Annotated in this window: 16 protein-coding genes; 8 read left to right on the plus strand and 8 right to left on the minus strand. The window is 61.3% G+C overall.

Annotated features, from left to right (window positions below; translation table 11 throughout):
* Nucleotides 1–19: 19 nt before the first annotated feature.
* The 5 genes from H8F25_RS04355 to H8F25_RS04375 all read right to left on the minus strand — a co-directional run bounded on the left by H8F25_RS04355 (nt 20) and on the right by H8F25_RS04375 (nt 6,066).
* On the minus strand, nt 20–853 hold the full coding sequence (locus H8F25_RS04355) for an SLC13 family permease (RefSeq protein ID WP_197212168.1): 834 nt from the start codon (nt 851–853) through the stop codon (nt 20–22).
* Between the two features lie 256 nt (nt 854–1,109).
* Nucleotides 1,110–2,114, minus strand: a complete 1,005-nt coding sequence (locus H8F25_RS04360; protein ID WP_197212169.1) for an IS66 family transposase — start codon at nt 2,112–2,114, stop codon at nt 1,110–1,112.
* Between the two features lie 42 nt (nt 2,115–2,156).
* Nucleotides 2,157–3,686, minus strand: coding sequence for an IS5 family transposase (locus H8F25_RS04365; protein ID WP_231597077.1), 1,530 nt, complete (start codon nt 3,684–3,686; stop codon nt 2,157–2,159).
* A 104-nt stretch (nt 3,687–3,790) separates the two neighbouring features.
* Nucleotides 3,791–4,186 (minus strand): DUF6444 domain-containing protein, encoded by a 396-nt coding sequence (locus tag H8F25_RS04370; protein WP_197212170.1) that lies wholly within the window; start codon nt 4,184–4,186, stop codon nt 3,791–3,793.
* Nucleotides 4,187–4,524: 338 nt separating this feature from the next.
* Nucleotides 4,525–6,066 (minus strand): IS5 family transposase, encoded by a 1,542-nt coding sequence (locus H8F25_RS04375; protein ID WP_197210823.1) that lies wholly within the window; start codon nt 6,064–6,066, stop codon nt 4,525–4,527.
* Nucleotides 6,067–6,105: 39 nt separating this feature from the next.
* Here H8F25_RS04375 and H8F25_RS04380 point away from each other — a divergent pair, with 39 nt between their 5' ends.
* Complete coding sequence (locus H8F25_RS04380) at nt 6,106–7,656, plus strand: DNA methyltransferase (protein ID WP_197212171.1); 1,551 nt, start codon at nt 6,106–6,108, stop codon at nt 7,654–7,656.
* A gap of 31 nt (nt 7,657–7,687) precedes the next feature.
* Nucleotides 7,688–8,686, plus strand: a complete 999-nt coding sequence (locus tag H8F25_RS04385) for an IS5 family transposase (protein ID WP_231597079.1) — start codon at nt 7,688–7,690, stop codon at nt 8,684–8,686.
* Between the two features lie 116 nt (nt 8,687–8,802).
* On the opposite strand, the gene H8F25_RS04390 is transcribed toward H8F25_RS04385, so the two are convergent.
* The gene (locus H8F25_RS04390; protein ID WP_197210264.1) at nt 8,803–10,314 is read right to left on the minus strand and encodes an IS66 family transposase; all 1,512 of its coding nucleotides are present in this window, start codon (nt 10,312–10,314) and stop codon (nt 8,803–8,805) included.
* A 458-nt stretch (nt 10,315–10,772) separates the two neighbouring features.
* On the opposite strand from H8F25_RS04390, the gene H8F25_RS04395 reads away from it, so the two are divergent.
* Together H8F25_RS04395 and H8F25_RS04400 are read left to right on the plus strand one after the other, a co-directional pair.
* On the plus strand, nt 10,773–11,699 hold the full coding sequence (locus tag H8F25_RS04395) for a hypothetical protein (RefSeq protein ID WP_197212172.1): 927 nt from the start codon (nt 10,773–10,775) through the stop codon (nt 11,697–11,699).
* Entirely contained in the window at nt 11,585–12,139 is a 555-nt protein-coding gene (locus H8F25_RS04400) for a hypothetical protein (RefSeq protein ID WP_231597082.1), read from the plus strand. Before H8F25_RS04395 ends, H8F25_RS04400 begins: the two co-directional genes overlap by 115 nt.
* On the opposite strand, the gene H8F25_RS04405 is transcribed toward H8F25_RS04400, so the two are convergent.
* On the minus strand, nt 12,091–12,336 hold the full coding sequence (locus H8F25_RS04405; RefSeq protein WP_197212174.1) for a type II toxin-antitoxin system HicA family toxin: 246 nt from the start codon (nt 12,334–12,336) through the stop codon (nt 12,091–12,093). The two genes, H8F25_RS04400 and H8F25_RS04405, sit on opposite strands and share 49 nt — an antisense overlap.
* A complete protein-coding gene (locus H8F25_RS04410; RefSeq protein ID WP_197212175.1) occupies nt 12,333–12,539 on the minus strand; it encodes a 2-oxoisovalerate dehydrogenase in 207 nt (68 codons plus the stop codon). The genes H8F25_RS04405 and H8F25_RS04410 overlap by 4 nt, the downstream gene beginning before the upstream one ends.
* A 15-nt stretch (nt 12,540–12,554) precedes the next feature.
* On the opposite strand from H8F25_RS04410, the gene H8F25_RS04415 reads away from it, so the two are divergent.
* The 4 genes from H8F25_RS04415 (at nt 12,555) to H8F25_RS04430 (ending at nt 14,030) form a co-directional block, all read left to right on the plus strand.
* Nucleotides 12,555–12,911, plus strand: a complete 357-nt coding sequence (locus tag H8F25_RS04415; protein WP_197212176.1) for an AlpA family transcriptional regulator — start codon at nt 12,555–12,557, stop codon at nt 12,909–12,911.
* A 125-nt stretch (nt 12,912–13,036) separates the two neighbouring features.
* A complete protein-coding gene (locus H8F25_RS04420) occupies nt 13,037–13,180 on the plus strand; it encodes a chlorophyll a/b-binding protein (RefSeq protein WP_197212177.1) in 144 nt (47 codons plus the stop codon).
* A 265-nt stretch (nt 13,181–13,445) separates the two neighbouring features.
* Complete coding sequence (locus H8F25_RS04425) at nt 13,446–13,682, plus strand: high light inducible protein (protein ID WP_197212178.1); 237 nt, start codon at nt 13,446–13,448, stop codon at nt 13,680–13,682.
* Nucleotides 13,683–13,766: 84 nt separating this feature from the next.
* Nucleotides 13,767–14,030 (plus strand): hypothetical protein, encoded by a 264-nt coding sequence (locus H8F25_RS04430; protein ID WP_231597084.1) that lies wholly within the window; start codon nt 13,767–13,769, stop codon nt 14,028–14,030.
* Nucleotides 14,031–14,032: the final 2 nt, after the last annotated feature.

A 14,032-nucleotide genomic window follows, 5' to 3' on the forward strand; every position in this document is an offset into this window, starting at 1 on the left:
GCACTTGCGCTGATCCTGTTCAACGGCTGCTCAGCCAGCACCACAGCCAGGCCACCGCCAGCTGCAGCCCCACAGTCGGCAGGCCGTAGGACAGCCAGGTGCGGAAGCCCAGCCGCGACCCGTGTTGCCGGGCCACCCCGGCCGCTACGAGGTTGGAGGAGGAGCCGATCACCGTGGCGCTGCCGCCGATCACCACCCCCAGCATCAGGGCTTCGAAGAGGGGAAGGGCGGCCGGCAGCGGAATCCCCCCTGCCGCCATCAGCCCGCTGCGACCGCAGGCCTCCAGCAGCAGCGGCGTCAAGGCCGCCACCAAGGGGATGTTGGGGATCAGGGCCGAGAGGGCGGCACTCACCAGCAGCAGCCACAGGCTGCTGGTCAGCACGTTCTCCCCCACGCGCTGGGCCAGCTGGGTCGCCAGGGCATCGAGGGCACCGCTGCGCTCCAGGCCCCCCACCAGCACGAACACGGCGGCGAAATAGAGCAGCGTCGCCCAGTCGATCGAGGCCAGCAAATCGTCCACCGGTTTCAGGCCGCTGTGGTGGCTGATGAACAGGGTGGCCACCGCGCCGCCGAGGGCCACCGCGGCCGGATCGAGCGGCACGGGCAGGGAGCTGCCGGTGATGAACAGCACCAGCATCAACAGCGCCACCAGCAGCAGCCACGGCAGGGCGCCGCGATGGTGGGCCGGAGCCGGCCGCAGGTCGGTGACCGGTAGCTGGGCGCGCCACAGGGGGCGATCGGCTGGTGCATCACTGCCACATCGTCGAGATCGGCGGCGACAGCCACCGCCGCGCCGATGCCGAACGCCGCGCAGGGAGGCGGCGCAAGGAGCAGGGATAGGGCGAGGAGACATTGACGCGAGGCGACAACCTGGCGCCGATCAGCGCAGCCCCCGGTGGTGAGCTCCGCGCTGCCGGCGGACTATGGGGTCCGCCGGCTCGTGCGCTCCGCCAGAGGTTGGGGCGGAGAGTCACCAGCGGTACCGGCCAACCGGGTTGTCGTCTGCTGCCGAACACGAAAAGCCAGTGCTGATCGGACTTCTGGCAGGCAGGTGGCTCAGTTTTCATGTCGCCGCCCCCAGGTTGTCGCCGGCGACAACCTGGGGGCGATCAGGGACTCTCACCGGCCAACTTGGTTGTCGCGAAACGGCCAAGGGGGTTGACGCGGATCAGCTCGATCCCTGGCGTTTCCAGAAAAGTCCAGAGCGCCTGCTTGCGCTGCAGCAACTGGCGACAGGTTCGCACCGTCTGGGCCCAGGGCGTCTGCTCGCCCCGCTCACAGCCCAGATCCACCACCCGCTGCAGCGTGGCCTCGAACGCCAAGCGGAGGGGGTGGCATCGATGCAGGAGCTGGGGCCGGTCGATCGCTCCGCTCTTCCACTGGTGCCAGTGAGCGAACAGATGCTGCTGCAGAGCCAGCATCTGGGCTCCGATCTCCCTGCTGGCGCCCTGGCGTTCAGCGATGGCCGCCAGATCCCGGATCAGGTGGGCCCAGCACAGCTGCCGCTGCTCCACGGGCAGGTGGTTGTAGGCCGAGAAGCGATCACTCACCACGATCCCTGCAAAGGTATGGCCCAGAAGCTCCATTGCCGCTGCACTTGAGCGGCTCAGGCCCTGCAGGAACACCGTAACCAGTGGTGTGACCATGACCCACTGCCAGCCGCGCCTGCCAGCAGGATTACAACCGTCGGCGTTGCCGGTGGGGGCGCCGGTTTCATCCACGTAGGCCACCGGCTGCTGCCGGGCCACCTCCAGGGCTTCCTCCACCGCCTGCTGCAGGGCTGCGCTCAGACGTGCCCGGATGGTGGCGATAGCGCCGCGGCTGATTTCCACACCCAGCAGCTGATCCAGCAGCGCCTGGGTTCGGCCGAAACTCAGGGGAAAGGCGCTGCCCAGCAGTCCCACCAGGCCGCTCAGGCGTGGGCCGTAGCGGCTGGGCTCCACATCCGCCGGCAGCTCGGCGCAGGTGCTGGTGGAGCAGCAGGGGCAGACCAGACGGTGCAGACGGTGTTCGATCACCACCGGGCTGATCGGTGGAATCTCGATCACCTGATGGCGCAGCGGCTCCGCATCCTCCCCCTGTAGGGCTTCCTGAAAAAGTGAGAGGGAGGTCAAGCTGTCAAAGAGCCGAGCCTGAGTGAGGCGGAGACTGGCCGTTCATGTGGGGCTGAGATGAGTGCTCACACACACGAATGGTGACCCCTTGCCTGGTTGATTGCACAGGAGAAGTTGCAGCCAGGACGCAAAAAGAACAAAAAGAAGCTCCAGCAGCTTCTCGAGGTTCATCACCAGAATATTGAGTGCGATGGTTGAACCCTGGGTCACAGCGAGCTTCTCACGTATCAGGCCCAGTCCAAAACGCCTCTTGCCTTGGCCGATCTTGCCTTCAACGGCATTCCTTTGGCGCTGGTCATCGATGAACTGCTGCTTCTCGGCAGCCACCAATTCAGGATCGTTCTTCGGCCGTCCAAGTCGCGGGCCACTCAAACGGATTCCATGGCGCTGGCAGAAAGCACGGTTCGATCTTGTGCGGTAGATCTGGTCAGCACAAATCACCTTCGGATAGTGACCATGGCGACGCCAATAGGAAATCGCTTGACCCTTGAGGTCTTCTCCTTCGTTGTAGGGGTCATAACTCAGGCGATCGAGGAAGGTGAATCCCTCGCCGGTGACAGAGATTGAGATCTTGGCTCCGAACTCAACATTGCAACGAGCTTTCCCGCGGACAATCGGCCTGATATGTGCCTGGCAGAGGCTGACGATGCGATCTGGGATACTTCTGCTGTCTGCGTGATAGAGAATGGTCTGCTGGCGGACCAGCTCGCTGATCACCAGCAACTTCCGGTAGATATGCCGTCCGGCGGCCAGAAGGCAGCCACCACAGGCGATCAGGGCGTCAACGCTTGCCAGATTCCGCTTGAGGTGACCAAGCTGCTGTTTGATCGCTTTGCGGATCTTGCTGATCCTTGGCTTCTTCTTTTTGGCCACTGCAAGAAACTGCCGCCTCGCCTTTTTGCGGTGTGTACGCGGCTTGTGGCCAAAGCGTTCCCTGACGTGGGGATGCATCGCATCAATCAGGATCTCAGTCATCTCCCTGGCTTCATTGAGCAGGGATAGATCGGTGGGATGACGGATATCCACCGGCGCACAGGTGGCATCGATCAAGAGTGAACCCTGATTCGGCTGCTTCTGCGAGGATGGCTTTGGTTGGTCGGGAGGACTGGTCGATCCGCCACTGCTGTCGTCATCCGCTGGGCCCTGGGGATCTGATGAGCGAATCATTTTCAGGCCGTGGCGCACAATCCGTTCATTGCAGTCATTCACAATCGCTTCTGGCAAGCGCTTGCGGAAATACACCATCATCGATGGATCAAACGGCGCCGAAGACTGGAACGCTTCCAAGCCAATGAAAAACTGGAGATAGGGGTTTTCCTTGATCTGCTCCACCAGTTCTTCATCCGTGAGCCCGAGACGGGCCTTGATGATCAAGGCACCCAGTGCCATGCGAAAGGGTTTTGCCGGTGCTCCAAAGCCCTTACAGAATTGCGCCGCGTAGTCGTCCTCCAGTTCATCCCACGGAATGAGCTCAGCCAGCTTGATCCACCGATTATCACCGGAGAGTTTGCCGCCAAACGGCAGGAAGAAGTTTTCGAACGAGAGCTGATAACGATGCTCACGCCGATACATGTGGAAACCTCCGGACCGCTTTTGGGCTCAGATCGGCCCGTTCACGCACATTTTACCGTCAGAAACTGCCGAGATCCATTGCACTGCAGTGGATCTGCCCTTATTCAGGAAGCCCCCTGTAGCAGGGTGCCGCAGCGGCGGCAGGCGTCCGGGTGGTGCTCGAGCACCTCATCCACACGCGCGATCGGCAGCAGCTCCGGCCCTGCTCCCGGGTGCCCCTGCTGACCACCCCGCTTGCGACCAGTGCCTTTGCAGCGGGTGGGCGGCTTAAAACCCGTGCCGTCACTGGAGGGCGGCTTGGAGGAGTTGCGGGAGTTGCGGCCGATCCGCTCGCGCAGGCTGGCCAGTTCCGTCGCCAGGTCGGTGAGCTGCGCTCGGAGCTGGTCGTTCTCCTGCTGTTGTCTCTGGAGCTGTGCAAGAACCTCAAGGAAGCCAGCCCTCACGCCCACCGGAGTGGAAGCCCAGTCCGCTTCTGAAATCCCGGCCGGAGGGGTGGTCATCGCAGGAAGTCTCTGCCTGAGATGCAACCGGGATTCAAGCCGACGTCAAGGGTTCAGTCGTATCGATGTTCGCGATGAGCTGTCCCGCCCCCCTGAATGGGTACCAGGGATGACAGGACTTGCTGCTCAGTGGTGCGGGACTGCACCTATGGCATACCGACAAGAACTTGAGGCCAAATGGGAATCTGAAGACCGGCAACCACCCGAATGGGGTGTTCGTAGAGCTGTGCTTAGGGACTCCTGAAAAACGACTCGCGTGCCTCACTGGGGCAAGCCGACGAACAGGGGTGATGGCAGCTCGAATCCGCGGCTTTACAGCAACCGGCGATTCGGCTGCCTCAAACTGGCAAATGCTTCTTGGCGCCACCAAGAGCCAGCCAAGACGTTGTAACGCACAAAAACCAGGAATAAATCGCGACAAAAAAGAGGCGGAGGAGCCTCAGGATCTTCTCGGCACACATCACCAGGAATGCCATCGAGATCGTCGTTTCTGCACCCTGAGGCAGGCGAGCCATGATCAACTGAAGTGAATACTTGCGCTTCCCTGAACCAAAGACACCCTCAACCTCGTTTCGCTTGCGCTGGTCAGCGCTGAGCTGCTGCTTGTGCACAGCGTTGACTCCTGGATCCTTCGGTGGCCTCCCAAGTCGTTTGCCAGATAGTCGGATATTGTTCCTCGTACAGAAGTTTCGATTCTTAGTGTTGATGTAGATGCGATCGGCGCAGATGCGCTCAGGGTAGCAGCCATGCTCTCGCTTGTACTTCTTGGCTTGTGAAATCAAGTCTTCGGACTCATTGTACGGATCCCAGCTGATCCTGTGAAGGAAGGCAAAGCCATTGCGCACGGAAACACTAATTTTGGCACCAAACTCAAAAGCGGCTCTTGCTTTGCCACGAGCAATGGGGCGAACATGTCGCTGAATCAAGTTGACGATGCGGTCGGGCATGCTGCGTGTCTTGGAGTACAGCAAGATCGTCTGCTGTCGGTGCAGCTCACTGATCACGAGAAGCTTCTGCCACCAATGCGTCTTGAGACCCGAAAGGCTTGCGCCAGAGGCGATCAGGGCATCGATGACATCAAGATTGCGCTGCAGGTAGTCGAGCTGGCGGCGTATTGCGGCTTTTGTTTTGCGACGACGTGGCTTTTTCTGCTTGGCGACATTGAGGAAAGCAGCACGCGCCCTGCCTCGATCATATCGAGGCTTATGCTTACGCAGATCTGGGTGCTGACTGCGCAGATCATCAATGATTCGTTCGGTTGACTCCCTCGCCTCATTGAGTAGCTTCAGATCAGTGGGATAGGTGATGTCGGCTGGCGTGCAAGAGGCATCGATGGTCAATGTTCCCCAGTTCTTGTCCTCGGGCCAATCTGCTGGCTTCACGAAATCGTCAATGGAGATCTGGGTTCCAGCATCAACACTTGGATCGTCGGGGTGGTCGTCATCTTGCCGTGACGACACAGCCTCGATCACCATGGCCTTACCGCGTTCTGCAATCAGTTCGTTGATCCGCTTGAGGTCATCCTCTGAGAAACGCTTGCGGAAATGCACCATCATCGACGGGTCGAATGGTGATTTACTGGTGTAGCCGGCAAAACCCAAAAAATACTGCATGTATGCATTTTCTCGGATCTGCTCGACGGTTTCCTCATCGCTCAAGCCAAGGCGCTGCTTAATGAACAGCGCACCAAATGCCAATCTCACAGACTTCGCGGGGGCACCAGTCGTGGGGCTGAACTGAGGGGCATACGTTTCTTCCAGCTCTTCCCATGGCATCAGAGAGGAGAAGATCACCCAGCGGTTGTCCGGGTCCAATGTTCCGCCAAAAGGGAGATGGAACGCCTCGATTGAAAGCTGCCTGTTATGGTGTTTCCGGTACATCTACTGGGTTGAACAGTTGCAGCAATCATCGATTGCCCCTTGCAAGGCCAGTTTAGCGAGCCTCGACCGCTGAAACCAGCTGCGCTGCAGTCGATCTGGCTTTTTCAGGAGTCCCTGCTTAATGACCTGGGGCCGGCGGCCTCATTCATAGCAGCCGGTTTTAACCTGAAATTTGACGTACAGCAGTTCGAACAGGAGGCCTGGCGCATTCTTGATGAAGTGGAGCACCAGCTCGGATGGATGTACGAGGTGCTTCACACAGACGGCAACAGCAGAGGTCGGTTGAACTATATGGTCTGGAGTGAGATATTTTCATGCTCTGAATGCTCTGGTGAAATTAACTTTGTAAGCGAAGCACTTGAATCCGAGACTGGGAAGGCTCGGGACTCGTTTCCGTGCCCACATTGCGGCTTTCAACTTAACAAAGACAGGCTTGAGCGTTGTTTCGTCACCAAGCTTGATCCTGTCACGCAAGAGCCATGGAAGCGAATTGACCTTCGTCCAGTCTTTATAAACTATAGCATTGGCAGAATTTCCTATGAGCGCCCTGTTACCAAGGATGATCTGGATATCTTGGCTCAAATCTACAAGTTGCCATACCCACACGAAGTGCCCAGCTTGATTTTTCCTGTTGAGAACATGTATCACGGCTCCCGAATAGAGCCAAAGGGATTTAAGAGTGCGCACCATTTCTACTTTTCTCGAACAGCGCATGCGCTTGGAATGCTATGGCGACTAGCCAGCGAAGTCAGCGAAAAGAATGCCTCGCTAGCTCGCGCACTGAAATTCTGGCTGGATAGCCACTTTGTAAATCTTTCGATCGAGAATCGCTACAGACCCGGCGTATCGTATCCGTATAATCTCCTGTCAGGAGTCTACTATGTATCGTCAATGATATGCGAGGCTGACTACCTTAAAGCATACGCCAATAAGCTAAAGCGCATCTCTAGTGCTTTTTCTCAGTGTTCAGCTTTCTCGAGCAGCAATGCAGCGATTACCACCGGTGATTGTGCCAGCCTTTCGGTCCCTAATGAATCTATCGACTACATCTTTACGGACCCACCCTTTGGTGCTAACATCTTTTACGCAGATCTTAATCTTCTCGTGGAGTCATGGCATGGCGTGATTAGCGACTCTGCGAACGAAGCGATTGTTGATTCAGCCAAGAAGAAGGGGGTGAACGAATATCAGAATCTAATGCGCCACTGTTTTTCTGAGTACAGTCGGGTATTGAAGCCTGGCCGTTGGATGACTGTTGTCTTCAGCAATTCCAGCAACAGCATCTGGCGTGCTATCCAAGAGGCAATGGGTGCGTCAGGATTCGTCGTTGCCGATGTCCGAACCCTGGACAAACAGCAGGGCTCGTATCGACAGGTGACCAGTACCGCAGTAAAGCAAGACTTGGTAATCTCGGCTTACAAGCCAACAAAGGAGTTGCAAAGACAATTTGATATCGGTGAATCCTCTGCAGAAAGCGCATGGGCGTTTGCGCGTGAACACCTTCACAATGCCCCTCGATTTGTAGGCAATGCAAATGTTATTGAAATCGTGGCCGAAAGAACACCCCAAATGCTGCTAAGGAACCCCTGAAAAACCCGATAGAATCAGTACAGTTCCAATAATGAGACTGGCAGCGGATGGCGGCCCCCTCCAGTTGGGTTTCACGGACTACGAGCAGACCTACGCCAAGAAGAAAACGCGCCGGCAGCGCTTCCTCGATGAGATGGAAGCCACAGTGCCCTGGGATCCTTTCCTGGCCTTGATTTCGCCTGTGTACCACAGGCCTTCTGCCAAGGGCGGGCGCCCACCGTTTCCGCTGGAGGTGATGCTGCGCATCCACCTGCTGCAGCAGTGGTTCACGCTTTCCGATCCCTTGATGGAGGAGATGCTGATCGAGACCCCCTGCTTCCGCCGCTTTGCTGGGATCGACATGGTTGAGGACCGGATCCCTGACGAGACGACGATCCTGAACTTCCGCCACCTCCTGGAAGAGAATCGGATAGCAGAGCAGATCCTGGAGACGGTGAACCAGAGCCTGCGGGAGAAGGGCGTGATGCTTAAGGAGGGTACGATCCTCGATGCCACAATCATCAACGCTCCCAGTTCAACCAAGAACAAGACGGGCGAGCGGGATCCTGAAATGCACTCGGTGGCCAAAGGCAACCAGTGGTTCTTTGGGATGCGGTGCCACATCGGTGTGGATGCAGCCTCGGGTCTGGTCCATTCCGTGGTGAGCACGGCTGCCAACGTCCATGAGCTGAACACGGCACCCGATCGCGGCCATGGCGAGGAACGCATGATCTACGGCGACTCTGGCCACATCGGCATCGAAAAGCGTGAGGCGTTCAAGGACTGCGAAGCAGAGATGCGCATCGCCATGAAGCCCGGACAGCGCCGAGTTCTACCGGACACCCCAGAGGGAAGACTGCTGGATCTGATGGAGGCGGCGAAAGCACATGTCAGGGCAAAGGTGGAGCATCCATTTCGGATCATCAAGTGCCAGTTTGGATTTCGGAAGGTCTTCTACCGAGGCATCCGCAAGAACAACCTCAAGCTGACGATGCTGTTTGCCCTCGCCAATCTCTGGATGGTGCGCGAACGTTGTCCTTCTACAGCGTAAATGACAGAATAAGTGTGCCGTAAGCGTTCAGGGGTCGGGACACCCCAGTGCGTCAGTCAATCTCCGATCTCTCCTCTGAGAGGGGCCATCTGTTCCTTCCACGTGTGATCGCTGCCTCAGCGATCCGGCACCAGCGATGGCATCACGCCGCCGAGGCGATGGGCAATCCAGGCCTGCTCCAGGAATTGCCAGACATCGCGGCCCTGCTGCCGCAGGGTGGCGGTGACGGTGAGCAACCGGCTGCGGCAGATGGCGCCGCCGGAGGACTGGACGCCATGGCTGATCTTGCGGTGAATCACCGATTGCCGCAGTGCCCGCTCGGCAGCGTTGTTGGTGGGCTCGATCCCTGGCGTTTGCAGAAAAGTCCAGAGCGCCTGCTTGCGCTGCAGCAACTGGCGACAGGTTCGCACCGTCTGGGCCCAGGGCGTTTGCTCGCCCCGCTCACAGCCCAGATCCACCACCCGCTGCAGCGTGGCCTCGAACGCCAAGCGGAGGGGGTGGCATCGATGCAGGAGCTGGGGCCGGTCGATCGCTCCGCTCTTCCACTGGTGCCAGTGAGCGAACAGATGCTGCTGCAGAGCCAGCATCTGGGCTCCGATCTCCCTGCTGGCGCCCTGGCGTTCAGCGATGGCCGCCAGATCCCGGATCAGGTGGGCCCAGCACAGCTGCCGCTGCTCCACGGGCAGGTGGTTGTAGGCCGAGAAGCGATCACTCACCACGATCCCTGCAAAGGTATGGCCCAGAAGCTCCATTGCCGCTGCACTTGAGCGGCTCAGGCCCTGCAGGAACACCGTAACCAGTGGTGTGACCATGACCCACTGCCAGCCGCGCCTGCCAGCAGGATTACAACCGTCGGCGTTGCCGGTGGGGGCGCCGGTTTCATCCACGTAGGCCACCGGCTGCTGCCGGGCCACCTCCAGGGCTTCCTCCACCGCCTGCTGCAGGGCTGCGCTCAGACGTGCCCGGATGGTGGCGATAGCGCCGCGGCTGATTTCCACACCCAGCAGCTGATCCAGCAGCGCCTGGGTTCGGCCGAAACTCAGGGGAAAGGCGCTGCCCAGCAGTCCCACCAGGCCGCTCAGGCGTGGGCCGTAGCGGCTGGGCTCCACATCCGCCGGCAGCTCGGCGCAGGTGCTGGTGGAGCAGCAGGGGCAGACCAGACGGTGCAGACGGTGTTCGATCACCACCGGGCTGATCGGTGGAATCTCGATCACCTGATGGCGCAGCGGCTCCGCATCCTCCCCCTGTAGCAGGGTGCCGCAGCGGCGGCAGGCGTCCGGGTGGTGCTCGAGCACCTCATCCACACGCGCGATCGGCAGCAGCTCCGGCCCTGCTCCCGGGTGCCCCTGCTGACCACCCCGCTTGCGACCAGTGCCTTTGCAGCGGGTGGGCGGCTTAAAACCCGTGCCGTCACTGGAGGGCGGCTTGGAGGAGTTGCGGGAGTTGCGGCCGATCCGCTCGCGCAGGCTGGCCAGTTCCGTCGCCAGGTCGGTGAGCTGCGCTCGGAGCTGGTCGTTCTCCTGCTGTTGTCTCTGGAGCTGTGCAAGAACCTCAAGGAAGCCAGCCCTCACGCCCACCGGAGTGGAAGCCCAGTCCGCTTCTGAAATCCCGGCCGGAGGGGTGGTCATCGCAGGAAGTCTCTGCCTGAGATGCAACCGGGATTCAAGCCGACGTCAAGGGTTCAGTCGTATCGATGTTCGCGATGAGCTGTCCCGCCCCCCTGAATGGGTACTGGGGAGGAGACCATTCAGCCCATTGGCCCACTGCTCTGCTGGCTTGTGCTGAATCCTGGCAGTGCGCATGCACCTGCTGGCAAGAGCCGGTGCCTCCCCACGCACCTGGGTCTCCGTGCCATCCAATCCGATCTCTGCTGCAGCGACTGATGATTTCCCCTGGGCAGCACGCCCCACCCTGACCGCCCTGCGGGACTCCCTCCAGATCACCGCCGACTGCTGGGCCCTGCTCGCCGCGCCCGACGGCAGCAGCCGCAAGGAGCAGTACCTGCCCAAGGGGGGAGCGCGAGCCCGAGACCGCCTATCGCAAGCGTCTTGATGCCGCCCGCCCCTCCGGCTTCTTCCGTGACGCCATGCGCACCTATGCCGGCATGCTCAGCCGTGGCAGCTGGATCAGCCTTCCGTCCAGCCTGAGCTCGGTGCTCACCGATGTGGACGGCCGGGGCACGGACCTGGGCGTGTTCCTGGCTTCCGCTGATCTGTTGGTGCTGCGGGATGGAGCGGCCCTGGTGCTGGTGCTGCCGCCCGAGCACAGCTGGCCCAGCGAGGGCGACCGACAGGAGGCACTGCGACGTGGTGATCGACTGTCGCTGCCGCGGCTGCAGCTGGTGCCGCGGGCCAACTGCCTGAACTGGGAGCTGCCGGTGTCGTATGGCCTGCCGGGGCTGATCGTCTGGCGGGAGCCGGTGAACCAGGCCTCCTCCCCTGAGGCAGATACCGCTGAAGCCCATGGGACAGCCGGGGCTGTGAAGCAGCAGATTCAGGCCCTGCTCGGCGATGCCGACGCTCCTGACCGCTGGCTCTACCGGAGCCTGGCGCTGCTCCACTCCGGGGATGCGGTAACGGGAATGCAGGTGGCCCACCATCCGGTATGCATCGACCCCCAGGCCAGTAGTGGCTGGCGGTTCGAGGAGCCTGTGGCCAGCACCTTCGAGGGGATCCACCGGCTGCCGGCCTGCTGGTACACCTCCGATTGCTCGGCCTTCGGGGATGGGGAGCTGCCGCACCTGGGTCTTGCGCACCAGTACCTCAATCACTTCCGCTGCAAGAGCGAGTACGAGGAACTGCTCTCCCGCACGGCCCTGCCGGTGGGCGTGCGGATGGGGATGGTGGACGCCATGGGCAACAGCCAGCCGGGCCTGTGGTGCTGGGCCCGAACACCTGCATGGACCTCCCCGCCGATGCGTCCTTTGAGTTCGTGGAGATCCGGGCCCGCTCGCTGGCGGAGCACCGGGCCTGGCTGCAGATCCTCGACGACACCATGCGCCGTGATGCCCTGATCCGCTCCCAGAACCGCGGTGCCGCCCGGACTGAGATGGAGATCAGCCTGACCGCCAGCCAGAGCTATGCGCTGCTGCAGGCGATGGCGATCCAGAAGGCCTCGCTGGTCCCGCCCCTTCTCCAGCACTGGAGCGCCCTGACCGGCGAGCAACTCACGCCGGGTGCCGGCTTGCAGGTGACGGTGAGCCCGCTCACCCCGCCGATCCAGCCGCAGCCCCAGGTGAAGGAGTGGATCGAACTCTTCGACAAGGGTGTGATCAGCCGGGAAGAGCTGCGCCACCAGCTGGCCCTGGCCACGGCGAATGCGATCAGCAGCCCGACCCTCGATGACAGCCCGGCGACCAGGGCGGGGGAGGGTGACGTTCCACCTGGTGCTGAGCCGGCAGCTGCTCAGCCGCCGATGGCTTCAACCACCTCTTCCAGGCCGAGGCCGCACTGACTGGCCACGTCCTTGAGGATCTGCCGCAACGTGCCGACCCGCAGGGGCTTGTGGGCCGGGATGGTGAGGTGCTGCTGCTGATCCCCGCCCTGGCGGCTGAGGCGCATGTGACTGCCGCTCTTCCGGGTGACCACATACCCGTAGGCCGCCAGCCGCTTGGCCAGGTCCACGCCATTGAGGTCGCGAGGGATCTTCACAGGGCCAGCAGTTCCTGGCGGACGTGGTGGAGCCTGATCAGGGGCGGGGCTGCTCCGTCTTCAAAGTGGCAGTGGACCGCATCGCGGATCTCACGGTGCAGCTCTTCCAGGCTGTCGGCCTCGGTGTGGATGGCGGCGCCTACTGCGCTGGCCCTATAGGAGCCGTCGTCGGCTTCCTCCACAACAAACAGGATCTCGTTCATGGCTCGGCCTTCTGGTTGAAGTCTGGCAGCGCTGCCAAGCCGCTGGCCTGGCTCGGCAACAGCAGTCGTGAGCAGGGACTCAACCCCACCCTCACCGGCCGGCCCTCGGATCCCCTGCCGGTGGGCAGCTGGCTGTTCATCCCCAAGCGCCGCGCCGCTGCCAATGCCGACACAAGCACCACCACACTCCCCTCGGGCTTCTACACGCCGGAAACCCTGGCGGCCTATCTGGGCGTCTCCACCTCGACGATCTACAGCTGGAACTCCAGCGGCTACGGGCCGCCCTTCGTGAAACTGGGCAACCTGGTCCGCTACACCTACGAGGACGTGGAGCTGTGGCTGGCCAGGCAGCTGGAGCTCTCGCGGGGGTGAGATGGCCACGCAGCGGTGATGGCTGGGCTGACCGAACGCGATGGGACCGGTGGCTTCGGGCGGGAACCCGCTACGGCCAGACCGTTCACATGCCGTTACAGTGCTTGTAACAATCTGAAACGTGCATGACCGATCCCGCTCCCCGCTTTGGCTTCGTCGCCTTCGCTGAAACCTGGAATGGCCGTCTGGCCATGCTCGGCTTCGTGATTGGCCTCGCCACCGAGCTGCTCACCGGGCAGAGCATCCTCCAGCAGATCGGCCTCGGTTGAACGCCATGAGCACCGACTACTCCACCGCCATCGCCGCCGTCATCGGCCTGGTCGTCGTCCTCACCGCCATGACGGTCTTTGTTCTCCGTCGCCCCAGCGATCTCGCTCCCACCCCCAGACGATGAACACCGGCACCCTCGCTCTTCTGCTGATCGGTGCCTGGCTCACCGCTGCTCTGTTGCAGCCGCGCGGCGCTGCCGACTGAGCACTGGCTTTCCGGCCTTCCGCTCCAGCTTCAGCTTCCATCCCCCATTCCAGAGATTCAATGACCAATACCTCCGCCAACGACCAGTGGTTCCAGCACCGCGCCGAGCAGCTCATCCACATGGAGCAGCTCAAGCGGGTTGAGCGGTTCAACGGTCGTGCCGCCATGCTCGGCATCGTGATCGGCATCCTCACCGAGGCGATCACCGGCTCCGGCATCGCCCATCAGATCGGCCTTGGTGCCCTGGTGGACGGCTATGCCGCGTGCCGCACCCAGTTCCTGCCCTTCTGCTTCTGAGGCTCCGCCCCTCCGGGCACACCCATCAGCCCCTGGCCATGCCGGGGGCTTTTCCATGATCAGCGCTCCTCACGTCACCACCCCATGACCGGCAACCTCCAGGCAATCGGTTTCCTCTTCTCCTGGGTGCTCGGCTGGGGAATCGGTGGTTCCCTGATCGATGCGGGGCTGATCAACGCGGGCGTCTATTCGCTGGAAGGACCCCAGCTGGGCACGCTCGCGACCTTCGTGATCTGGAGCCTGATCTGGGGTGGCGGTGGGGTCTGGCTCTACTGGCGCTGGACCCACAAAGTCACCAAATGGGGGGGGGGGGATGCAAGGTCAAGTCGAGCTAGAAGATCGGCGTGAGC

The organism is Synechococcus sp. CBW1004, assembly GCF_015840715.1.
Classification (GTDB): domain Bacteria; phylum Cyanobacteriota; class Cyanobacteriia; order PCC-6307; family Cyanobiaceae; genus Cyanobium.